Genomic DNA, 23,334 nt, shown 5'->3' on the forward strand with positions numbered 1-23,334 from the left:
ACTTGTATATATAGCACTGCAAGTCCTTCCGAGCAGAGAAGTAAAATAGCAGTTCTATAAAAATGTCATGATAGGGTAGGTTTGGGAATGAAAAAACAAATCAATTGCAAAGAAGTTGTATGGGAACTATTTACACTTACCGCTGCAGTGGCAATTATCGCTGCAGCGGTTTATTTCTTTCTGGTGCCGAGCCATGCATCGGTCAGCAGTATTTCCGGTCTTGGAATTATTCTTACGAATTTTATACCTTTACCGCTTTCAGTGATCACGATGGTCCTGAATGTTGTTCTTTTGATCATCGGATTCATAACATGTGGACGGGAATTTGGTACGAAAACCGTGTATACCAGTATCTTACTGCCGGTATTTATCGGTATTTTTGAACGGATTTTCCCGAATATCGGTTCCCTGACAAAAACCCAGGAACTGGATGTCCTCTGTTATGTTCTGGTAGTCAGTGTAGGACTCAGTATTCTCTTTAATATGAATGCTTCTTCCGGCGGACTTGATATTGTGGCTAAGATCATGAATAAATATCTGCACATCGAATTGGGGAAAGCCATGTCTTTAGCCGGTATGTGTGTGGCGCTTTCGGCAGCACTTGTATATGATAAGAAGACGGTGGTTTTAAGCGTTCTTGGTACTTATTTTAATGGGATGGTGGTAGACCATTTTATCTTCGGGCAGAATCTGAAACGAAGAGTGTGTATTATTACAAAGTATGAAGAAGAACTTCGGAATTTTATTCTGCATGAGCTTCATAGTGGAGCGACCATTTATGATGCCATCGGAGCGTACAATTTAGATAAAAGACACGAGATCATTACGATCGTAGATAAAAATGAGTATCAGAAACTCATGAATTACATCAATAATCTTGATCCGAAGGCTTTCATCACAGTGTACACGGTGGCAGACATGAGATACCAGCAGAAGGTTTTGGAAAATGAAGAAAGAAGTTAGTGATCTACTCCATCAGGTTTGCAAAATAATAAATGTACAATATTCTGTTATAATAATGTACAAAGAAAGGAGGAGTTACAATGCCAATAATAAAACCAATTACAGATTTAAGAAATACAAATGAAATATCTGAAATATGTCACAAACAACAGCAACCAGTATTTATTACAAAAAATGGTTATGGAGATTTAGTAGTTATGAGTATGGAAACTTATGAAGAATTACTCAGCACAAATCAGATTGATAAGGCAATTTTTGAAGCAGAACGGGAAGTCGCAGAAGGTGCAGAATTATTAGATGCACGTGAGGCATTGAGAGAACTCAGGAGGAAACATTTGGGATAAATATACCGTAAAAATGTTTCCACAGGCATATAGAGATATTGATAAGATATACGAGCAGGCACTTCTTGTTAGTAATTATGCTGATAATGCAATTGCACTGGCAGAAAAACTTAAAAAAGCAATTTTAAGTTTGGAAGAACAGCCATATCGAGGGGCAGAAAGAAAATATGGAAAAAGTGAGTTTTAGAATCAAGAAATCTCATTGAAATATAAAGGGTACTAAAAAACGTCACAATTTGTGGCGTTTTTTTAGTGCAGGAAAAAGGAGACCAAGAGTGTCAGAAATCAGATTTTCATCAAAGGAAAGAAGCTGATATCTTATTTGAAAAAAGAAAAGAACCATTTAATATTTATGAATATTGCAAAAAGTAGTAATTTTTTCTGTTAAAAAAGTCCTGAGGGATAATTTTATATAAACGGATATTATTCTAATAAGCGCAACGGATGATCCCCATACCACAAACGGTATGATTGTAGAACAAATTTAACATGGTTTCTGATAGCATAGAAATTATGCATATCACAGTTATAGAGCATACCATTAGTCAAATCTATTGTATTTACAAGAATATGGACGTGAAGATGACTGTTATTTTCATGAATCGAAAAGATAACCTGGTATTGAGCATTACAAAATTCAAACGGAAAAAGTAGCAATTCCTCCGGAACTGTGATATACTGTGATCGTTTGGAAGATTAGTGGACTGAAATGTAAGATCCCCAGAGCATGAAGTATAAAGAGGGCAGAAACGGGGCTCGCAGATATATGGCAGAAGAGCTGTATGTCGAGAACACCGGGTATCCGTATCTGACTTCATGTTCTGGGGATTTTTTATATTCTGTACGCGGATTTTCCGAATGTATGCAAAAGAAAAACAATAAAAAGGATAGGAGAGGAAAAGATGTTTGAATTATTTGAAAATCTGACCAATTGGCTCTGGGGACTGCCGCTGCTGATCACGATTCTCGCTACAGGCGTATATCTGACAGTACGTTCCGGTTTCTTCCAGTTCCGCCATTTTGGTTACATTGTGAAAAACATGTTCAGTAAAGAACGCCGTCAGGAAGGCGGAGACGACGGAAAGAGCCTGACACCGTTCCAGGCTATTTCCATTGCGATCGGCGGTACCGTTGGAGTATCCAACATGTCCGGTGTTGCAACAGCCATTGCAACAGGAGGACCTGGTGCATTATTCTGGCTCTGGATCGCGGCGCTTCTTGCTATGGTCATCAAGATGGCAGAGGTAACACTTGCTGTGTACTACAGAGAAAAACAGCCAAACGGTGAGTACCAGGGAGGCCCGACCTACTACATGCAGAAGGGTCTTGGCGGAGAGAAAAAGCTTCCCTTCTGGAAACTTTTTGCAGTACTGTTCGGCGGCTGTATTTTTATGACATGGTTCATCACCTTACAGAATTATACAGTATCAGAGGCTGTCGGAAGTACCTTCCACCTGCCGTACATCGTGCCGTCACTTCTGTATGTGGCAGCGATCTACCTGATCATCATTGGTGGTGTAAAGAAAGTCGGTGTGATCTCTTCCTATATGACACCGATCATGTGCATGCTTTACATTGTAGGATCTCTTGCAATACTGGTAATGAATTTTGACAAGCTGCCAGAAACCTTTGGACTGATCTTCAAGGGTGCATTTACAACACAGGCAGCAGTCGGCGGATTTATGGGAGCCGGTGTTGCAACAGCTATGCGTCTTGGATTTGCCCGTTCTGTATACAGCAACGAGGCAGGCTGGGGAACCTCACCTATGATCCATGCTTCCGCAAAAACAGACCATCCTGTAAAACAGGGACTGATGGGAGCATTTGAGGTATTTGCAGACACCATCGTAGTCTGCTCCATGACAGGTCTTGTTGTTATCACCACAGGCTACTGGAATTCAGGACTTCAGGGATCAGAGCTGACACTGACAGCATTTGAGTCCGGAATGGGCTCTGTTGCGAGAGCGCTGATCGCGATCAGTATTTTCCTTTTCGGACTGACAACATCAACCGGATGGTTCACCTATTACAGCGTGATCCTGAAGCACTGGCTGAAAAACAATCAGAAGGTTCTGAAGATCGCAGAGAAGGTTTTTATCCTTGGAACGCCATTATGGGGTCTTCTGGTCACAGTGCTTACTCTTTACGGAAACGGAACACCGGCACAGCTGTGGGTAATTGCAGACTTTACAACCGTATTCCCTACATTTGTAAATGTTGCCACATTATTTATCTTAAGTGGTACCTTCTTTAAGCTGCTGAAGGATTATAAGGCGCGTTACATGGGAATCGGAAAAGTAGACAAGGATATGGCACTTTTCTACGAGGATAAAAAAGAAAAAGAGGAAAAATAAACAGTGGATACGATTTTTTTTAACGGATGTATAAGAACACTGGATAACAGTGAAAAAGTGGCAGAGGCTGTGGGAATCGAAAATGGCCGGATCGTTTTTGTGGGAACTGATAAAGAAGCGGAAGCTTTTTCCTGCAAAAAACGGATTGACCTTAAGGGAAGGCTGATGCTGCCCGGTTTTGTGGATACACATATGCATATGTTGCATTATGCATTTGTGGAAAGATCTGTGAAACTGTTTGACTGCACAAGTGTTGAGGAAATGCTTGCTGCAGCAAAAAAAAGACTGGAGGAGAGTAAAGGTCAGAAGCTGACCTGGCTCTACTGCAGAGGCTGGAATGAGGAGCATTTTGATAAGCCGCGCTATCCGCATAAGGATGAGCTGGATGCACTCTCAACGGAAATTCCCATCATTATGGTGCGTGTCTGCGGGCACGTGGCTGTGTGCAACAGCTGTGGTCTGGAGCTTCTGAAAAAAATCCCGGAGTTTCCGGAGATTGAGAAGGAGGTTGATCTTGATACCGGACTTCTGAAGGAGAATGCAGTACAGTTTTATTCTTCCGTATTGGAAGCACCATCCCAGGAAGAAGTGGAAGGCTACATCAGATACAGTGCGAAGAAACTGAATGAATGTGGATTTACAGGTGTACAGTCCGATGATCTTGCCTCCCTTCCGGGAAAAAATTGGCGTCGGATCATGGCCTCCTACAAGGCACTGGATGCCAGAGGAGAGCTGAGTATCCGCCATTATGAGCAGTGCCTTTTTGAGCGGGCGGAGGATGCGAAGGCTTTTATCGAGGAAGGATATCGTACCGGGCAGAGGGGAGATCACTTTACTGTTGGACCGATGAAGCTGATACAGGATGGTTCCCTTGGTGCAAGAACAGCGGCCATGAATGAGCCTTACGAGGATTCGCCGGAAAATACCGGGATCATCACATTCAGTCAGGATGAGCTTGACGATCTATTTGCTTTTTTTGACCGGCATCAGATGCAGGCGGCGGTACACTGTATAGGCGATCGTGCCATGGATATGGTCATTGAGGCAGTTGCGAAATCTCCTTACCGGAAGGATAACAAAAAGGGCAGACATGGTATCGTGCATTGCCAGATCACCAATCCGCGTATTTTGCAGGGTATGAAAGACCAGGATCTGCTGGCATATATCCAGCCGGTATTTATCGATCTGGATATGAACACAGTGGAACCTGCCATCGGCGCACAACGTATGGATAAGGTGTATGCATGGAAGAGTATGCTGGATATGGGAATCCATACGTCCGGCGGCTCGGATGCTCCTGTGGTAAGCTTTGATGCAATGGAGAATATTTATTTTGCAGTTACCCGTAAAAATATCAGCGGTCAGCCACAGGAAGGCTGGATCCCATCCGAAAAAATATCCGTAGACGAAGCGGTGAAGCTTTTTACAAAAAACGCAGCTTACGCTTCCTATACAGAAGACGAGAACGGAACCATCGAAGTGGGAAAAAATGCGGACTTCGTAGTTCTCGAGAAGAATATCTATGAGATCGACCCGGATGAGATCAAGGCCACGAAAGTGGATATGACAGTTCTTGGCGGTGAGATCGTTTATGAGAGAGAAGTAGAAGAATAGCGGCAGTATAAAAAGAAAAAAGTGAGAGGCAGAGTCTGAGAGGAGCAGGCTCTGCTTTTTTTGATTTCAGTAAAAATATAGAACAAGATGTATACCATAACGGTGAACAAAATTCGTCGAAGAAAGCAGTAACATTGTTACATGGAAAATATTGATTGAGAAACGAGGGTAAACTGGTTATAATAAAATCAAGAAATTTATAGTATTATCAGCAGAAAATGAGGTGATGATGTATGCCAAAGATTATGCAGGATTTAATTAAACAGTATGTGGAAGCGGTCAAGAAGATTTATGGTTCCCATGTACGCCAGATAATCCTTTATGGTTCTTATGCAAGGGGGACTTCCGCCCGGATTCTGATGTAGACATTATGATCCTGGTGGATATATCAGATCTGGAATTAAAGGCATATGCACAACAGCTCTCGTACATGACCTATGACTTTAATATGGATCATGACACGGACATAAAGCCTATTGCAAAAAGTGAAGCACATTTTAACAAGTGGATTGTGAACTATCCATTTTATTCCAATATTCATAAAGAAGGGGTAGTTTTGTATGGAGCAGCATAATCAGGAATCGGTACTAGGCGGGATCTGGTGTTATATCGTCGGGAAACAGCCCGAAATGATCTGAAATCAGCAAGAGCATTATTTTTTATTGAAGATTATAAAGGAGCTAATAACGGAGCGTACTATTCCATCTTTCATGCAATTAATGCAGTACATGCTGTCAGCGGTAAAGCATATAAAAGACATAAAGATGCTGTGGCAAACTTCAATAAGGATTATGTGAAGACGTCTGTGTTTCCAAGGGAAATGGGAAGGAAAATCGGTCAGGCAGAAGAGATTTGCCATGCCAGCGATTATGATGATTTTTATATTGCAAGTAAAGAAGAATCAGAACGGCAGATTTCAGTTGCAGATGAATTTATAATTCTGGCAGAAAAATATTGTCTGGAACAGCTTGAAGAACAAAAGGAATACTGAAATGAACGAGGATGAAAAGATAACGGCATTCAGAGAACTGGTGAAATCAATTAAAGAAAATTCAAAATATCTATCAGAAGACTTCAATCCAGATACAGAGCTGGAAAAGGGAAAAAAGAAAAATATTCAGAAATAGTTTTTGAATAAATAATATAGAAAACGTATAAAGTACAGAACAAACATTCGCTTGTTCTGTACTTTTTTTACTCTGAATGATATACTGTAAAAGCAAGAATAATAAAGATAAAAACACTTTTTTTACGTGTAGTAATAGGCAGTATTTACATATCCACAAATTTCAGAATAACAAGGAGAAACGTATGGATCATTTCAAATTACACTCCGAATACAAACCAACAGGCGATCAGCCCCAGGCAATTGAAAAACTGGTCAAAGGCTTTCAAGAAGGCAACCAGTTCGAGACTTTGCTGGGTGTCACAGGTTCCGGTAAGACCTTCACCATGGCGAACGTCATCGCCCAGTTAAACAAGCCAACTTTGGTACTTGCGCACAATAAAACACTTGCAGCACAGCTGTACGGTGAGTTTAAGGAATTCTTCCCTGAGAACGCAGTGGAATATTTTGTCTCCTAGTAGACGGAGGTCGAAAAGCAGGTGGTATTTTGTAGTATGTCGGTGGTTGAACATCCAGATGTTGTGGAAGTGGTAGTGGTGAGAGTATAGGTAAAAAGTGGGCGGATGAAGAGGTTTTGTGACTTTTCATTGCCTGCTTTTTTTGATAATAATTGAAAAATATAGTGTATGAACATAAAATACTTGTTATAATTTAAATATAAATAAGACAGAAAGGTTGGTAGTGATTATGTGTGAGAAAAAAGAATTGAGCTTTTCAATATTCATGCTGTATGGTCTTGCGGATAAATGGAAGATGTCTCCAGCCAAAGTGTATAAAATATTAAATTCAACCGGAATTTTGGATAACTATATTATTAAATGTTACGATGTTCTTCATACACAGGGAAAGGAATATTTGGTAGAAGATATTACTGATTATGTGAGAGAAAAAGGAGTTAATGTATGATTGAAAAATCCAAAGGTAGTACATTCTATTTATAGATATTGAAAAGTATTATATAGTTTTATAAATTACAATAGAAAAGAGTGAAAAGATGAAAAGTGTTCTTATTACCCCAGAAGGCATACAAAAAAATTTGAAAAATATAAAGCCGTTAGATGCTATTTGTGAATATATTTGGAATGGATTTGATGCATTTGCAACACAAGTAGAAGTTGAGTTACATCGAAATAAAATGGGACTCATCAATATGATTACAATACGTGATAATGGATGTGGAATTAATTATGATGAATTGAAATATAAATTTCAACCATTTAATGATTCTAAAAAAGCAAATGTGTCTCAGAAAACAAATCATACGTTACCTCATGGGAGAAAAGGGATTGGTCGTCTGACATTTTTTGCATTTTCTCAGACGGCAAGGTGGGATACTGTATATCGAAAAGATGGGGATACATATGAGTATTACATCTCTATGAATAAAGATTCTCTAAATCAATATGATGATAATGGTGAAAAACTTCCGTGTAAAGTAGAAAAATTGACGGGAACAAAGGTAAGTTTTACACAATTAGAATCTATGGAAAAAGAAGATATTATCAATAAAATCAAAGAAGAATTTTTTTGGTTTTTGGAATTGAATAAAGAAAATGACTATAAAATTATCGTTGATAAAGAATGCATAGATTATTCAGATTTTGTTGAGCATACTGAAAATATGGATGTTTCTAAATATGGGTGTAAGGAGACGTATGATGTTCGTTTTGTTCAATGGAAGCAAAAATTGGGGAATGAATATTCGCGAATATATTATCTTGGTTCAGATAATAAAGAAAGATATAAAGAAACTACAAAATTGAACAAAAGGGCAGACCATTTTTTTCATAGCGTGTATATAAAAAGTAGTTATTTTGATGATTTTCATTTTACAAATGAGGAGATAGAAGGTCAAGGGGACTTATTTCCTAATAAGTGTGATGATGAATACAAAATTTTAATAAATGGAATTAATACATTTCTTATTAAATATAGAAGTAGGTATTTGAAAGAAGCTTCAGATGCTTATATTTCAAAACTGATAGATGATAAATTGTATCCGGAATTTGATACGACGAATTTTATACAGGCGTATCAAAAGAAAGAACTAGATAGTCTTGTAGGTGCTTTATATGCTGCACAGCCTAAAATTTTCACAGGCTTAAGTAATGATAATAAAAAAATCACATTACAATTATTAAGGCTTATTATGGATAATGGAAACAAACCAGAGTTGTTTAAAATATTACAAGGTGTAATTGAACTGGATGAAGAGGAACGGAAGGAATTATCTGGTATACTTGAATACAGTTCATTAAGTAATATAACAAAAACAATAAAATTATTATGTGATAGGCAGAAAGTTATTCAGGCATTAAAAGAAATTGTGTTTAATAAAGAGTTTAATTCATATGAAGTAACACATGTACAAGAATTAGTAGAAAATCATTATTGGATTTTTGGAGAACAATACAATTTAATTACATCAGCTGAACCTGATTTTGAATTAGCATTAAAGGGAATGATAAAAGCGGAAACTGGAATGGAAGAAGAGATACATATAGAGCATCCTGATAAAAATAAAGAAATGGATATATATATGTTACGTCAAGATCGTCAGGGTAAAGTAACAGAAAATGTTGTTGTTGAATTAAAAAGACCTAAAATAAAATTAGGAGAAAAAGAATTATCACAAGTAAAAAAATATATGCGAGTAATAAAAGACACTCCAAGATTTAATGCAGGTAATGTTAAATGGACGTTTTATTTGGTTGGAAATGAATTTGATAAAAGTCATTATATTTCGGGAGAATTAGAAAGTCATAAGCATTTAGGAGAGCAACATTTAGTTCATTGTCAGGATGACGGTTTGACTAAAATATATGTACTGAAATGGAGCGAAATTTTTGATGATTATTCTAAGCGACATGACTTTTTGATGGAACATTTAAAATTAGAGGAAAAACTATGGTTAGAAACTCATGAATCTGCAGATGAGGCTGTAACAGATGTTAAAAATAATAGTGCAACATTATCAGAGGCCGTTATTCCTAAAAATCAAAAAATTGTCTGCTAATAGTACATAGCCGATTGGTTCATCAAGAGCCAATCGGTTTTTTCATGCTTATTTTTATACATAGCCAGTCCCGTAAAACGGATTGGCTATTAAATTTTTCGAGGAAGGAGGTAACAATATGACCAAGTGTAAAGTTATCGCTCTTGTAAATCAGAAGGGAGGAACCGCTAAGACCACAACGACATTAAATCTTGGAATTGGTCTTGCACATCAGAGGCGAAAAGTATTATTGGTCGATGCTGATCCACAGGGAGACTTAACAACCGCTTTAGGTTGGACTGATGCAGATAATCTTCCAATTACGTTGGATACACAAATGAAGAAAATATTACAAGACGAACCATTTGTGTATAACGAGGGAATTTTACATCACAAAGAGGGTGTAGATATCATTCCGACTAATATCGAGTTATCGGGCATGGAAATTTCACTGGTAAATGCCATGAGCAGAGAGCAGACATTAAAGCTGTATCTGTCAAATTTGAAAAAGGATTATGATTATATCCTGATTGATTGTATGCCTAGTCTGGGTATGCTGACCATCAATGCATTGGCTGTCGCAGACAGTGTAATTGTTCCGGTGCAGGCTCATTATCTTCCACTAAAGGGCATTTCATCTATTACGAGAAACTGGGCAGTGCAAGAAATGATAATATCACATATGATTATGGTGGTGTTGATTCCGATATTGCTTACAAGTGTGCAAGAATTCATACAAAAACAAGAACCAGAAGTAAAATGAAAAATAAAAATTGAAACCATGTCACAACATGCCGTAATTTTTTTACGGCATGTTGTTGCGAACAGAGTGAAAATTGGTTATACTGTAAGCATAGAATTATACGTTAATAATTTTTTGAGAGGATGGTATAAGATATGCTTAAAAAATTCACGTTAAAGAATTACAAAAATTTTAAAGATGAAATTACGATAGATTTTGAAAATATTGCAGGTTATCAGTTTAATACAGATTGTCTTTCAGATGCTATCATCGGCAAAATGTTGATTTATGGACGTAATGCGACTGGCAAGACGAACCTTGGAAGAGCAATTCTTGATATTGGTTCAACAATGTTTGGCGGAACAAGATATGCGAGTAATGGAATTTTACTCAACGCGGATTCCAAAGAAGATGCAGCAATGTTTCAATATGAATTCAGATTTGAAGATACAGAATTAAGTTACAAATATTCGAGATTATCAAATCAGGAATTACGTGAAGAAGAATTATCTGTAAATGGAAAAAGCATTTTTAAATGTAATTTTGGTTTGCGAGAATACAATTTTGATAATTTAGATTATATTGATGCAGAAACTGCCAATATAGAGCGCTATTTACAATCTCTGGAAGTTGGAGAAGATGATGAAATCAGTGAACCAAAACTTCCATTTTTGAGATGGCTGATTAGTAATGTGGCTTTGAAAAATGATTCAGCTCTTATCCGGTTATCGAATTATGTTAGAAGAATGATGATGATTACAGTGGGAAATGGGATGCAATATCGGTTTGGAAGAATGAATCAAGGTTTTTATGAGAGTTTGGAAAATCCGGATCGTCTGAAGGATTTTGAAGATTTTTTAAACGCAATGGGTATTGAATGTAAATTGGTATTAAAAAAATTACCAGATGGACAGCGAGAACTGTATTTTGCACATGAACAATTAGTTCCATTTTATGAAAATGCATCAAGTGGTACATTGGCATTAGCCGAGTTATATCGGAGACTGGTTCCGAAAGTATGGGATGCATCTTTGATTTATTTAGATGAATTTGATGCGTTTTATCATTATGAAATGGCAGAAAATGTGATTCGTTTCTTTAAACAGAAGTATCCTAAATGCCAAATGATTATGACATCGCATAATACGAACTTGATGACAAATAGAATTATGAGACCGGATTGCCTGTTTATTTTATCAAGAAAGGGAACATTAACAGCTCTTTGTAATGCGACTGAACGGGAGCTGAGAGAAGGTCACAATCTTGAAAAGATGTATATCAGTGGGGAGTTTGAAAAATATGAATAATTACGCAGTAGAGACAAGACGGCGTAGCCGGAGCTTACTGGTTGTAGAAGGAAAACATGAAAAGGACGAATTATTTTGGCTTATTTTTAAATGTTTTCCAGAAATGAACATTGATATAAATGATGTATGGATTTACGGTACGAACATTTATAAGTTATATGAGGATATTGTAAAAGAATACGGAAATGATTGGGCAAAAGATGAAATGGATGTTGATTTACCGTTTGTAATCAGTAAAAAGGAACATCCGGAGACAATCTATTATAGAAATGATTTTACCAATATTATTCTTGTATTTGATTATGAACGGCATGATCCGGCATTTTCTGAAGAAAAGATTTTAGAAATGCAGCATTGCTTTGCGGATTCGACTGATATGGGGAAATTGTATCTGAATTATCCAATGATTGAATCATATTTGCATTTAAAATCTATACCAGATGAAGAGTATATAAATCGAAAAATTTTGGTATCATTGCAGCCGGGAGACAAGTATAAAATCCTAGTAAGGGCAGAAAGTGTTATTGAAAAGGCGGTTGAGTTGCCACATAGAATTGATGATTTACTTGCAGGAGATAGATATCGGGTAAGTGATGTTGAAAAAAGAAATGGATGTTGTGATGCAATATTGAAGCTTTCTGCGAATGAGTTAGAAAAAGAATTGGAAGAAATATTGTGTATTGTAGGAGATGAGAAGAAGAAAAAGACATTAAAATATCAATTAAAAGATTGGATTACAAAAATCGGATATACATGTGAGAATCGGACATATTGGGAGTATATGAGAAAAGTTTTACAAGAGATTGTATGTCATAATATTCGCAAGGCAGCTAGAATTCAAAAGGAAGATGCAAATGAAAATGAGCTTAGAAAGCAATTTGAACAGATAAATTTATTTGAGATACTGAATGTTCAAAATGAAGTCAGCAGAAATTTTGAAAAAGGATTTATATGGGTATTGAGTACATGTGTATTATTGATTCCGGATTATAATTTTAAATTAATTAAATAAGAAACGGATTAAATTCATAGGCAGATCACATGTAATATTGGTTGGATTATTGAAGAAATTTGGAAGAATAATGGAATTTAGAAAATAAAAAAGTACAGAACAAACATTCGGTTTTGCTCTGTACTTTTTTTATATTGAATGATATACTAGACAAGTAACAATACTAGAAATAATATTACTACATTCCAAAATAAATTAGATTCAATCAGGAGAAATCATATGGATCATTTTGAATTAGTATCAGAATATAAACCAACCGGAGACCAGCCGCAGGCAATTAAAGAGCTGGTCGAAGGTTTCAAAGAAGGAAACCAGTGTCAGACGTTGCTTGGCGTTACTGGATCTGGTAAGACATTTACCATGGCGAATGTTATTCAACAGATGAACAAACCGACATTAATTATTGCACACAATAAAACACTGGCAGCGCAGCTGTATGGGGAATTCAAAGAGTTCTTTCCGAATAACGCAGTGGAATATTTTGTCTCCTACTACGACTACTACCAGCCGGAAGCTTATGTTCCGTCATCCGACACTTACATTGCCAAGGACTCTGCCATCAACGATGAGATCGACAAGCTCCGCCACTCTGCGACAGCAGCGCTTTCTGAGCGGAATGATGTCATTATTGTGGCAAGTGTGTCCTGCATTTACGGACTGGGTTCGCCGATTGATTACAAGGAGATGGTGATTTCACTTAGACCGGGCATGATCAAAGACAGGGATGAAGTTCTGAAGAAGTTGGTTGAGATCCAGTATGACCGCAATGATATGGATTTCAAGCGTGGAACGTTCCGGGTGCGAGGAGATGTGGTTGAGATTTTCCCGGCGTATTCGGAAAAAATTGCATACAGAGTTGAATTTTTCGGTGATGAGATAGACAGAATAACAGAGATTGATACATTGACCGGTGAAGTGTTGAATGTGATCGGGCATGTGGCAATTTTCCCGGCATCTCATTATGTAGTGTCCAAGGAGAATATGGAGCGTGCCATCGGGGAGATTGAAGAAGAACTGGAGCAGCAGATTCGTTATTTTAAAGGGGAAGATAAGCTTCTGGAAGCACAGCGTATTTCTGAGAGAACGAATTTTGATATAGAAATGATGCGAGAGACAGGATTTTGTTCCGGAATTGAAAACTATTCGAGGCATCTGACCGGGCAGAAAGCAGGAGAGCCGCCATGTACATTGATTGACTATTTTCCGGATGATTTTCTGATCATGATCGACGAGTCGCATAAGACGATTCCACAGATTGGAGCCATGTATCACGGCGATCAGTCGAGAAAGACAACACTGGTAGATTATGGATTCCGTCTGCCATCGGCAAAGGATAACAGACCGCTCAGCTTTGGGGAATTTGAAAGTAAGATTGACCAGGTACTGTTTGTATCAGCGACACCGGGAGAGTACGAGGAGTCTCATGAACTGCTGCGGGCAGAGCAGGTAATCCGACCGACAGGTCTTCTGGATCCGGAAGTAGAAGTGCGTCCGATCGAAGGACAGATTGATGATCTGATCAGTGAGGTAAATAAAGAAACAGCGAAGAAGAATAAGGTACTGATCACAACGCTGACAAAGCGTATGGCGGAAGATCTGACCGATTATATGCGGGAGCTTGGCATTCGTGTGAAATATTTACATTCGGATATTGATACTCTGGAAAGGACAGAGATCATCCGGGATATGCGTTTGGATGTATTTGATGTACTGGTTGGAATTAACCTGCTTCGAGAAGGTCTGGATATTCCGGAGATCACACTGGTAGCGATTCTGGATGCGGACAAAGAAGGTTTTCTGCGTTCGGAAACTTCATTGATCCAGACCATTGGCCGTGCGGCGAGAAATGCAGAAGGGCATGTTATCATGTATGCGGATAACATGACGGATTCGATGCGGATGGCGATTGATGAGACGATGCGCCGTCGTGAGATTCAGATGAAATACAATGAAGAACATGGAATCACGCCACAGACGATCAAGAAGTCGGTGCGTGATCTGATCAGTATTTCAAAGAAGGTTGCAGCAGAAGAGATGAAGCTGGAAAAAGATCCGGAATCCATGAGTGCGGCAGAGCTGGAGAAGCTGATCAAGAAGCTGGAAAAGCAGATGAAGAAAGCGGCAGCAGAGCTGAATTTCGAGGCGGCAGCAGAGCTGCGTGATAAGCTGATCGAGCTGAAAAAGCATTTGAATGAGACGGAGTAAAGCGAAGAGATAGAAGAGGAAGAACAGATGGCTGAAGAAAAGAAAGAACTGATAAAGATCAGAGGTGCGAACGAGCACAATCTGAAGAATCTTGATGTAGATATTCCGAGGAACAAACTGGTAGTACTGACCGGTCTCAGTGGTTCCGGCAAATCATCCCTTGCATTTGATACAATTTATGCAGAGGGACAAAGACGATATATGGAATCTCTGTCTTCTTACGCAAGACAGTTCCTTGGGCAGATGGAGAAGCCGAATGTAGAAAGTATTGAAGGGCTTTCACCGGCGATTTCCATCGACCAGAAGTCTACGAACCGCAATCCGAGATCCACAGTCGGAACCGTGACGGAGATTTACGATTATTTTCGACTGCTGTATGCAAGAATCGGGATTCCGCATTGTCCGAAGTGTGGAAGAGAGATCAAGAAGCAGACGGCAGATGAGATGACCGATCAGATCATGGCACTTCCGGAAGGAACAAAGATCCAGCTGATGGCACCGGTTGTGCGGGGGAGAAAAGGAACCCATGTCAAGCTTCTGGACAGAGCAAAGAAAAGCGGTTATGTCCGTGTAAGGATTGACGGAAATATGTATGAGCTTTCCGAAGAAATCTCATTGGACAAGAATATAAAACATAATATTGAGATTGTTGTAGACCGTCTGGTTGTCAGACCGGGGATTGAAAAAAGACTTGCAGATTCCATAGAAAGTGTATTAAGTCTTGCGGAGGGGCTTCTGGTTGTGGATGTGATCGGAGGGGAACCGCTGAATTTCAGCCAGAATTTTGCCTGCCCAGACTGCGGAATCAGTATTGATGAGATCGAGCCGAGAAGCTTTTCATTTAACAATCCATTTGGTGCCTGCCCGGTATGTTTCGGACTCGGATATAAAATGGAGTTTGATGAAGACCTGATGATTCCGGACAAATCACTCAGCATCAATGAAGGAGCAATCGTGGTGACAGGATGGCAGTCTTGTACCGATAAGAGCAGTTTTACTCATGCGATTCTGGAAGCACTCTGCAAGGAATATCATTTTGACCTGGATACGCCGTTTGAACAGTATCCGAAAGAAATCCAGGATGTTTTACTTCGTGGGACTAATGGAAAAGAAGTCAAGGTCTATTATAAAGGACAACGCGGGGAAGGAATCTATGACGTTGCATTTGACGGACTGATCCGGAATGTGGAGCGAAGATACCGTGAAACGGGATCGGAGACTATGAAAGCAGAATATGAGAGTTTTATGCAGATCACACCTTGCCGAGAATGTGGCGGACAGCGACTGAAAAAGGGCGCACTTGCGGTAACGGTCGGAGATAAAAATATTTCAGAAGTAACAGCAATGTCGATTGAACGGCTTCAGCGGTTTATCAGCAGTCTGGAACTGTCAAAGACGCAGCAGATGATCGGCGGACAGATATTAAAAGAGATCAAAGCGCGCCTGCAGTTTCTTTTGGATGTGGGTCTGGAATATCTGACACTTGCCCGTGCAACAGGAACTCTTTCCGGTGGAGAAGCACAGAGAATCCGGCTTGCGACGCAGATCGGTTCCGGTCTTGTGGGTGTGGCTTATATTCTGGATGAGCCAAGTATCGGTCTGCACCAGAGAGATAATGACAAACTTCTCGCAACACTCAAGCATCTCCGTGATCTTGGAAATACACTGATCGTGGTTGAGCATGATGAAGATACCATGTTTGCGGCAGACCAGGTAATCGATATCGGACCGGGAGCCGGAGAACACGGTGGAGAACTGGTTGCCCAGGGAACGGCACAGGAGATCATGAAAGTAGAACGGTCGATCACAGGTGCATATTTAAGCGGAAAGATCAAGATCCCGGTTCCGGAAACCCGCGCAGTTCCGACCGGCTGGATCAAAGTTGTAGGTGCAGCAGAGAATAACCTGAAAAATATTGACGTGAAGTTCCCACTTGGCGTGATGACCTGTGTAACCGGCGTATCAGGTTCCGGTAAGAGTTCATTGGTGAATGAAATCCTTTACAAGAGTATGGCGAAAAAGCTAAACCGTGCCCGTGTGATTCCTGGAAAGTATAAGCGGATTGAAGGACTGGAAATGCTGGACAAAGTGATCGACATTGACCAGTCTCCAATCGGAAGGACGCCAAGATCCAATCCGGCGACATATACCGGAGTATTCGACCTGATTCGGGATCTGTTTGCGGCAACCGCGGATGCGAAGGCGAAAGGCTATAAAAAAGGAAGATTCAGCTTTAACGTCAAGGGCGGACGCTGTGAAGCGTGTAGCGGAGATGGAATCATCAAGATTGAGATGCATTTCCTTCCGGATGTATATGTGCCGTGTGAGGTATGCGGCGGAAAGCGCTACAACCGTGAGACACTGGAGGTAAAATATAAAGGAAAAAGCATTTATGATGTTCTGAATATGACGGTAGAAGAGGCGCTTCATTTCTTTGAAAATGTACCGAGTATCCGTAGAAAAATGGAGACACTTTACGATGTAGGACTTTCTTATATTCGTCTTGGCCAGCCGTCTACAACCCTTTCCGGCGGTGAAGCACAGCGGATCAAGCTTGCAACTGAACTGAGCCGGAGAAGCACTGGGAAGACAGTGTACATTCTGGATGAACCGACAACCGGACTTCATTTTGCAGATGTGCACAAGTTGACGGAAATCCTGCGCAGACTCGCGGCAGATGGCAATACGGTTATCGTGATCGAACATAATCTGGATGTGATCAAGACAGCAGATTATATTATCGATATCGGACCGGAAGGCGGTGACAAGGGGGGCACAGTTGTTGCGTGCGGTACACCGGAAGAAGTGGCAGAAAACCCGAATTCATATACAGGAAAATACATCAAAATGATGCTGGACAGAAAATGATACAGAAATCTTAAAAAATCCTGAACTTGAAAAAAAAGACTTCCTATTTATTAAAGATTTGATTATAATAAGGTGAGTATGTGAAAGGGGAATCGTGATGTCAATAGATTTAGGAATTGATTTAGGAACAGCAAGTATCCTCGTTTATGTGAAAGGAAAGGGAGTTGTACTGAAAGAACCTTCAGTCGTTGCCTTTGACAGAGATACCAATATGATAAAAGCAATCGGTGAAGAAGCAAGGCTGATGCTTGGAAGGACACCGGGGAACATTGTTGCGGTAAGACCTCTCAGACAGGGCGTTATTTCCGATTACATTGTCACAGAAAAAATGATCAAATATTTTGTTCAGAAAGCACTGGGAAAGCGTACATTTAAGAAGCCGAATATCAGTATCTGTGTGCCAAGCGGTGTTACAGAGGTTGAAAAAAAGGCAGTAGAAGAGGCTGCTTTTGCAGCCGGTGCGCGGGAAGTACATTTGATTGAGGAACCGGTTGCGGCGGCAATCGGAGCCGGAATAGATATTTCAAAACCATGCGGCAACATGATCGTGGATATCGGTGGTGGTACATCCGACATTGCGGTGATTTCCCTTGGAGGAACTGTTGTGAATACATCATTAAAAGTTGCAGGTGATGATTTTGATGAAGCAATCGTCCGTTATGTCCGGAAAAAGCACAATCTGCTGATCGGAGACAGGACAGCAGAAGACATCAAGATCAAGATCGGAACGACATATCCTCTTGTAGAAGATGAATCAATGGAAGTAAGGGGACGAAATCTGGTAACAGGATTGCCAAAGACGGTTACGGTAACGGCTTCTGAGACCGAAGAAGCACTGCATGAGACTACAAGTCAGATCGTCGAAGCGGTCATTGGGGTTCTGGAGAGAACACCGCCGGAACTTTCCGCGGATATTCTGGATCGTGGAATTGTACTGACAGGTGGAGGTGCGCTGCTTCGCGGGCTGGAAGAACTGATCGAAGAAAGGACAGGCATCAATACGATGACAGCGGAAGACCCGATGAAGGTTGTTGCAATCGGTACCGGTCAGTATGTGGAGTTTATGAACGGAAAAAAAGATTTCTAGTGATAAGCACATGAGAAGGCTGTTTCTGTAGAGAGACAGCCTTTTTAAAAAGGAAAAAAGTATGGAAACAGTAAAAGGTTACGTAGAACACATTGTATTTCGCAATGAAGACAATGGATATACCGTATTTAATTTGAATAATGATGATGGCGATCTGACCTGTGTCGGAAACTTTAACTATTTATCAGAGGGAGAGCTGGTTGAGGTGAACGGAGAATATGTGGTTCACAGTGTATATGGAACACAGCTCCGAGTGCTGAATTATGAGATCAAAGCACCGGAAGATCTGCTTTCGATTGAACGCTATCTGGGATCAGGGGCGATCAAAGGGGTTGGTGCATCTCTTGCCGGCAGGATTGTGAAAAAATTCAGGGAAGACACCTTCCGGATCATCGAAGAAGAACCAGAAAGACTTGCGGAGGTGCGTGGGATCAGCGAACGTATGGCAAGAGAGATCGCTGTACAGGTAGAAGAGAAAAAAGATATGCGGAAGGCAATGATCTATCTTCAGAAATTTGGGATTTCGACGACACTTGCAGCAAAGATTTATCAGTTTTACGGTCCGAAGACCTATCAGGTACTGGAAGGAAATCCATACCAGCTTGCAGATCAGATTCAGGGGATCGGATTTAAGATCGCTGATGAAATCGCAACGAAGATCGGCATTCATTCAGACTCGGATTTCCGTATCCGGAGTGGTATTTTTTATACCTTACAGCAGAGTGTTGCCGAAGGGCATGTCTATCTGACAAAGGACGTGTTGCTTCGTCGGGCATCTGCACTTCTGGAAGTGGAGATTAAGGATATTGAGAAATACCTGATGGATCTGTCGATGGAAAAGAAAATCGTACTCAAAGAATCTGAAGAAGGTCTGCGGGTATACGTGTCCCACTTCTATTATCTGGAACTCAATACCGCGAAAATGCTGCATGATCTGAATCTTGAATATGAAGAAGCCAATGTAGTGATCGAAAAAAAGATCCATCAGATTGAAAAAGAAGCCGAAATGCAGCTTGACGAGAAGCAGGAAAATGCGGTCATGGCGGCTGTGCGGAATGGAATTATGATTCTCACAGGAGGTCCTGGAACCGGAAAAACGACGACGATCAATGCTATGATCGAATATTTTCACAGTGAGAATATGGAAATTATGCTGGCAGCACCAACCGGGCGTGCCGCAAAAAGAATGACAGAGGCAACCGGATGGGAAGCGCAGACGATCCACCGGCTTCTGGAGGTGAACGGTAATCCGGAGGAGGATGAGAACCCGAACCGGAACGGATTTGCAAGAAATGCAGATAATCCACTGGAAACCGACGTGATCATCATCGATGAGATGTCTATGGTAGACCTGCCTCTGATGAATGCACTTCTTACCGCAATTGTACCGGGGACAAGGCTGATCCTGGTAGGGGACTGTAACCAGCTTCCATCAGTAGGCCCGGGAAGTATTTTGAAGGATCTCATCGCATCGGAATGTTTTCCGGTTGTCATGCTGACCCGGATTTTCCGACAGGCACAGGAGAGTGATATTGTGGTAAATGCACATAAGATCAACCGGGGAGAACCGGTTCTTTTGGATAATAAAAGCCGGGATTTCTTCTTCTTGAAAAGACAGGATCCGAATGTGATCATCAGTGTTCTGCTGACACTGATCCAGAAGAAGCTTCCCAAATATGTCAATGCAAAACCATATGATATCCAGGTACTCACACCGATGCGGAAAGGACTGCTGGGAGTGGAAAGGCTGAACAGTATTTTGCAGGAGTATTTGAATCCACCGGAGCCGGGAAAAGCGGAAAAAGAATATGGCGATCACAAATTCCGCGTGGGCGACAAGGTGATGCAGATCAAGAATAACTATCAGCTTGAATGGGAGATCACAACCAAGTATGGACTGACGGTGGATAAAGGGATGGGGATTTTTAATGGCGATATGGGAATTGTCACCGAGATCAATACATATACTGAAACACTGGAAGTTGAATACGATGAAAAGAGAAAAGTAAAGTATCCGTTTGAATTGCTGGAAGAACTGGAGCTTGCCTATGCGATCACCATTCACAAGTCGCAGGGAAGCGAATATCCGGCGGTTGTCATCCCTCTTCTGAGCGGACCGAGACAGCTGTTTCACAGGAATCTTCTTTACACGGCAATCACAAGAGCCAGAAAATGTGTGACAATTGTCGGAAATGACCAGACCTTCCAGGAGATGATCCGGAATACCAATGAACACAACCGGAATACCAGTCTGGCAGAACGGATCCGGGAGTTCTACGGATAGTTACACAGAAAATGTAGAAAATCAAATCCGAAAAGTGGATGGAAAACTTAAAAAAGGTCAAAGAAACAATTCTGGAACTAATTTATCCCTCAAAATGTCCGTTTTGTGGAGAAATTGTAAGTGCAGGAAAGAAACATTCTACGGAACACAATGGAATCTGCAAGGCGTGCCGTGAAAAACTTCCTTATATTGGTGAAGTAAGATGCATGTGCTGTGGAAAGCCTTTGACAGATCCGGCTGAAGAATATTGCTATGACTGTACCAGGCAGAAGCATCTTTTTGTTGATGGCAGAAGTCTCTGGGTGCATAAAGATGCAGTGGAAAATGCAGTTTATGCAATGAAATATCAGAACCGGAGGATTTACGGACAAACGTTCGGAAAAGAAATGGCAGAGCATTTTCTTCCTTATCTATGGGAAAGAAAGATCACCTTGATCGTGCCGGTTCCGCTGCATTCCCGGCGAAAAAGAAAGCGGGGATTTAATCAGGCAGAAATTGTAGCAAAGGTATTATCAGAAAATACCGGAATTGCTATGGATGCAGGTGCTGTTAAGAGAATTAAGGCGACTAGTCCTCAGAAAGAGCTGGGCGATAAAGGGAGAAAACGAAATATCAGGGGAGCATTTGCAGTGCAGAAAAATGTAAAAGGAGAAAATATCGTTTTGATCGACGACATTTATACGACAGGAAGTACCTTAGACGAGGCGGCGAGAGTGCTTAAAAAGGCAGGAGCCGAAAATGTATACTTTTTGACGGTAAGTATTGGACAAGGAATCTGATATTTGTTATACTGAAAGTAATGCATATACGAATAAAACGTATGAGGTGACAAAATGTTAAATGAAAGCAAAGTTAAGCTGATGACAAGGATGGCGATGTACGAAAGCAAACAGGGAGAGGAAGATTTTAAGATCAGTTCTTATTATAAGAAAGATTACCGGAGCTTTCACACCATTGCTACGATCATATGGGTCACGGTCGGCTATGCTGTTGCAGTGGGAATCGGAGTTATTGCTTTTCTGGATGAACTGATGAAAAATCTGAATATGCAGTTTCTTGTGATGCTTGCGGCAGCTGTGATAATTGGATATCTGGTACTTGTTATTTTTTATGGAATCGTTGCTTCCCATTTTTACGGAACCAAACATGAAAAAGCAAGAAAGCGTGTGAAACAATTCAATCACGATCTTACAAGACTGAACAGAATGTATGAAAGGGAGAAACGATAATGAATGATCTGATAGTATGGAGAGATAAATTACAGGAATTATACGCGATGAAATCAATCTATATTGATAAAGCTGTGCAGTTTGTTCTGGCACTGGTTACATTTCTTATGATCAACCAGAATATTGGACTGATGAAAGCGGTGGCGACACCGGTTGTAGCGGTGGCACTGGCAGTGATCTGCACCTTTCTTCCACCGGTTGTAACGGCGTATGTGGCGGCAGGACTTGTAATTGTGCATCTGTTCAAACTGTCTATAGGAGTGGCAGCGGCAGCGGCACTGATCTTTGTGGTAATGTTTATCTTTTACTGCAGATTTACTCCGAAAAAGGCACTTCTTCTGCTGGTCACACCGGTAGCATTTATGCTTCATGTTCCGTATGTGGTGCCGGTTGCCTGTGCGCTTGTACTTGGACCGATTTCAGCAGTACCGGTTGTATTTGGAACGATCATTTACTATATGATCGAATGTGTGAGAACTTCGGCAACAGCGATCACCAGTGCGGATGGAATTACCAGGCAGATTTCGCTGTTTGTGAAGACGGTATTCCAGGATAAGACTCTGTGGATCACTGTGATCGCATTTATTATCTCTATTTTTGTGGTGTATACAGTGCGCCGGCTTTCGGTAGATCATGCGTGGAAAATCGCAGCAGCATCCGGTGCGGTTGTGAATATTGTTGTAATTGTGATCGGAGATATTGTATTCGATATACATACCTCTTATAATATGCTGATCATTGGAAATATTGCAGCAGTCGTGATTGGTTTTATCATGGAATTTTTCCTGTTCTCGGTGGATTATTCCAGAACAGAACGTCTTCAGTTTGAGGATGATGAATATTACTATTATGTAAAAGCCATCCCTAAGATTTCGGTGACAGCTCCGGAGAAGACGGTCAAACATATCAATGAGCGGAAAGAAACAGGTGAGATTGCGGGAACAGAGCCGGAGAGAAGACAGAGGTCGAAGAGTGGGCAGACGGAAAAACCGGCAGTACGCAAAACAAAAACGGTTTCTAAGGTAAAACGGCCAAAGAGTCCGGCAGTTCAGCGACCGACAAGAGTTGGGGGCAATACAGATGAAATCCTTCTTGCACAGAGCCTGAAGGAAGAACTGGATATTCAGAGCATTGTGGAAAATGAACTGAATAGCGATAACAAATAGGGAAATATTATAAAAACAGGGGTATAAATAACGGATAG

19 protein-coding genes and 3 pseudogenes are annotated in these 23,334 nt (G+C 40.6%); 21 read left to right on the plus strand and 1 reads right to left on the minus strand.

What is annotated here, in order from left to right; translation table 11 throughout:
* The first annotated feature begins 87 nt into the window (after positions 1-87).
* The 3 genes from AB5213_RS08600 to AB5213_RS08610 all read left to right on the plus strand — a co-directional run bounded on the left by AB5213_RS08600 (position 88) and on the right by AB5213_RS08610 (position 1,494).
* Positions 88-963: a YitT family protein gene (locus AB5213_RS08600; protein ID WP_055157237.1), complete on the plus strand. Its 876-nt coding sequence runs from the start codon at positions 88-90 to the stop codon at positions 961-963.
* Positions 964-1,043: 80 nt separating this feature from the next.
* On the plus strand, positions 1,044-1,307 hold the full coding sequence (locus tag AB5213_RS08605; protein WP_055246691.1) for a type II toxin-antitoxin system prevent-host-death family antitoxin: 264 nt from the start codon (positions 1,044-1,046) through the stop codon (positions 1,305-1,307).
* Between the two features lie 13 nt (positions 1,308-1,320).
* Positions 1,321-1,494 carry a type II toxin-antitoxin system RelE/ParE family toxin gene (locus tag AB5213_RS08610; protein ID WP_156330660.1) on the plus strand — a complete coding sequence of 58 codons (174 nt, stop codon included), beginning with the start codon at positions 1,321-1,323 and terminating at the stop codon, positions 1,492-1,494.
* Between the two features lie 236 nt (positions 1,495-1,730).
* On the opposite strand, the gene AB5213_RS08615 is transcribed toward AB5213_RS08610, so the two are convergent.
* Positions 1,731-1,964, minus strand: coding sequence for a relaxase/mobilization nuclease domain-containing protein (locus AB5213_RS08615; RefSeq protein ID WP_172676575.1), 234 nt, complete (start codon positions 1,962-1,964; stop codon positions 1,731-1,733).
* A 245-nt stretch (positions 1,965-2,209) separates the two neighbouring features.
* On the opposite strand from AB5213_RS08615, the gene AB5213_RS08620 reads away from it, so the two are divergent.
* The 18 genes and pseudogenes from AB5213_RS08620 to AB5213_RS08705 all read left to right on the plus strand — a co-directional run bounded on the left by AB5213_RS08620 (position 2,210) and on the right by AB5213_RS08705 (position 23,296).
* Positions 2,210-3,661, plus strand: a complete 1,452-nt coding sequence (locus tag AB5213_RS08620; protein ID WP_055246689.1) for a sodium:alanine symporter family protein — start codon at positions 2,210-2,212, stop codon at positions 3,659-3,661.
* Between the two features lie 3 nt (positions 3,662-3,664).
* The gene (locus AB5213_RS08625; protein ID WP_055246688.1) at positions 3,665-5,275 is read left to right on the plus strand and encodes an amidohydrolase; all 1,611 of its coding nucleotides are present in this window, start codon (positions 3,665-3,667) and stop codon (positions 5,273-5,275) included.
* A 233-nt stretch (positions 5,276-5,508) separates the two neighbouring features.
* A pseudogene (locus AB5213_RS08630) lies at positions 5,509-5,849 on the plus strand (nucleotidyltransferase domain-containing protein).
* 27 nt (positions 5,850-5,876) lie between these two features.
* Positions 5,877-6,266 (plus strand): HEPN domain-containing protein, encoded by a 390-nt coding sequence (locus tag AB5213_RS08635; protein WP_242859500.1) that lies wholly within the window; start codon positions 5,877-5,879, stop codon positions 6,264-6,266.
* Position 6,267: 1 nt separating this feature from the next.
* On the plus strand, positions 6,268-6,402 hold the full coding sequence (locus tag AB5213_RS08640; RefSeq protein WP_270223125.1) for a hypothetical protein: 135 nt from the start codon (positions 6,268-6,270) through the stop codon (positions 6,400-6,402).
* Positions 6,403-6,586: 184 nt separating this feature from the next.
* Positions 6,587-6,856: pseudogene (locus tag AB5213_RS08645) on the plus strand (DEAD/DEAH box helicase family protein); the annotation flags it as partial.
* Between the two features lie 232 nt (positions 6,857-7,088).
* A complete protein-coding gene (locus AB5213_RS08650; RefSeq protein WP_082424258.1) occupies positions 7,089-7,307 on the plus strand; it encodes a DUF3791 domain-containing protein in 219 nt (72 codons plus the stop codon).
* A gap of 88 nt (positions 7,308-7,395) precedes the next feature.
* On the plus strand, positions 7,396-9,417 hold the full coding sequence (locus tag AB5213_RS08655; protein ID WP_055246684.1) for an ATP-binding protein: 2,022 nt from the start codon (positions 7,396-7,398) through the stop codon (positions 9,415-9,417).
* Positions 9,418-9,535: 118 nt separating this feature from the next.
* Positions 9,536-10,045: pseudogene (locus AB5213_RS08660) on the plus strand (ParA family protein); the annotation flags it as partial.
* Positions 10,046-10,293: 248 nt separating this feature from the next.
* The gene (locus AB5213_RS08665) at positions 10,294-11,445 is read left to right on the plus strand and encodes an ATP/GTP-binding protein (RefSeq protein WP_055246683.1); all 1,152 of its coding nucleotides are present in this window, start codon (positions 10,294-10,296) and stop codon (positions 11,443-11,445) included.
* Entirely contained in the window at positions 11,438-12,457 is a 1,020-nt protein-coding gene (locus AB5213_RS08670; protein WP_368276599.1) for a hypothetical protein, read from the plus strand. Before AB5213_RS08665 ends, AB5213_RS08670 begins: the two co-directional genes overlap by 8 nt.
* Before the next feature lie 219 nt (positions 12,458-12,676).
* The gene (gene uvrB / locus AB5213_RS08675) at positions 12,677-14,662 is read left to right on the plus strand and encodes an excinuclease ABC subunit UvrB (RefSeq protein WP_368276600.1); all 1,986 of its coding nucleotides are present in this window, start codon (positions 12,677-12,679) and stop codon (positions 14,660-14,662) included.
* Between the two features lie 27 nt (positions 14,663-14,689).
* The gene (uvrA, locus tag AB5213_RS08680; protein WP_008374560.1) at positions 14,690-17,530 is read left to right on the plus strand and encodes an excinuclease ABC subunit UvrA; all 2,841 of its coding nucleotides are present in this window, start codon (positions 14,690-14,692) and stop codon (positions 17,528-17,530) included.
* Positions 17,531-17,627: 97 nt separating this feature from the next.
* Positions 17,628-18,617, plus strand: coding sequence for a rod shape-determining protein (locus AB5213_RS08685; protein WP_055157310.1), 990 nt, complete (start codon positions 17,628-17,630; stop codon positions 18,615-18,617).
* A 61-nt stretch (positions 18,618-18,678) separates the two neighbouring features.
* Positions 18,679-20,901 carry an ATP-dependent RecD-like DNA helicase gene (locus AB5213_RS08690; protein ID WP_368276601.1) on the plus strand — a complete coding sequence of 741 codons (2,223 nt, stop codon included), beginning with the start codon at positions 18,679-18,681 and terminating at the stop codon, positions 20,899-20,901.
* 38 nt (positions 20,902-20,939) lie between these two features.
* On the plus strand, positions 20,940-21,680 hold the full coding sequence (locus AB5213_RS08695) for a ComF family protein (protein ID WP_022220307.1): 741 nt from the start codon (positions 20,940-20,942) through the stop codon (positions 21,678-21,680).
* 54 nt (positions 21,681-21,734) lie between these two features.
* Positions 21,735-22,130 carry a hypothetical protein gene (locus AB5213_RS08700; protein ID WP_117836238.1) on the plus strand — a complete coding sequence of 132 codons (396 nt, stop codon included), beginning with the start codon at positions 21,735-21,737 and terminating at the stop codon, positions 22,128-22,130.
* On the plus strand, positions 22,130-23,296 hold the full coding sequence (locus AB5213_RS08705) for a hypothetical protein (protein ID WP_173685498.1): 1,167 nt from the start codon (positions 22,130-22,132) through the stop codon (positions 23,294-23,296). The genes AB5213_RS08700 and AB5213_RS08705 overlap by 1 nt, the downstream gene beginning before the upstream one ends.
* The last annotated feature ends 38 nt before the right edge of the window (positions 23,297-23,334 follow it).

The sequence above is a fragment of the Coprococcus sp. RTP21204st1_G4_RTP21204_210225 genome, assembly GCF_040915385.1.
GTDB lineage: Bacteria > Bacillota > Clostridia > Lachnospirales > Lachnospiraceae > Allocoprococcus > Allocoprococcus comes.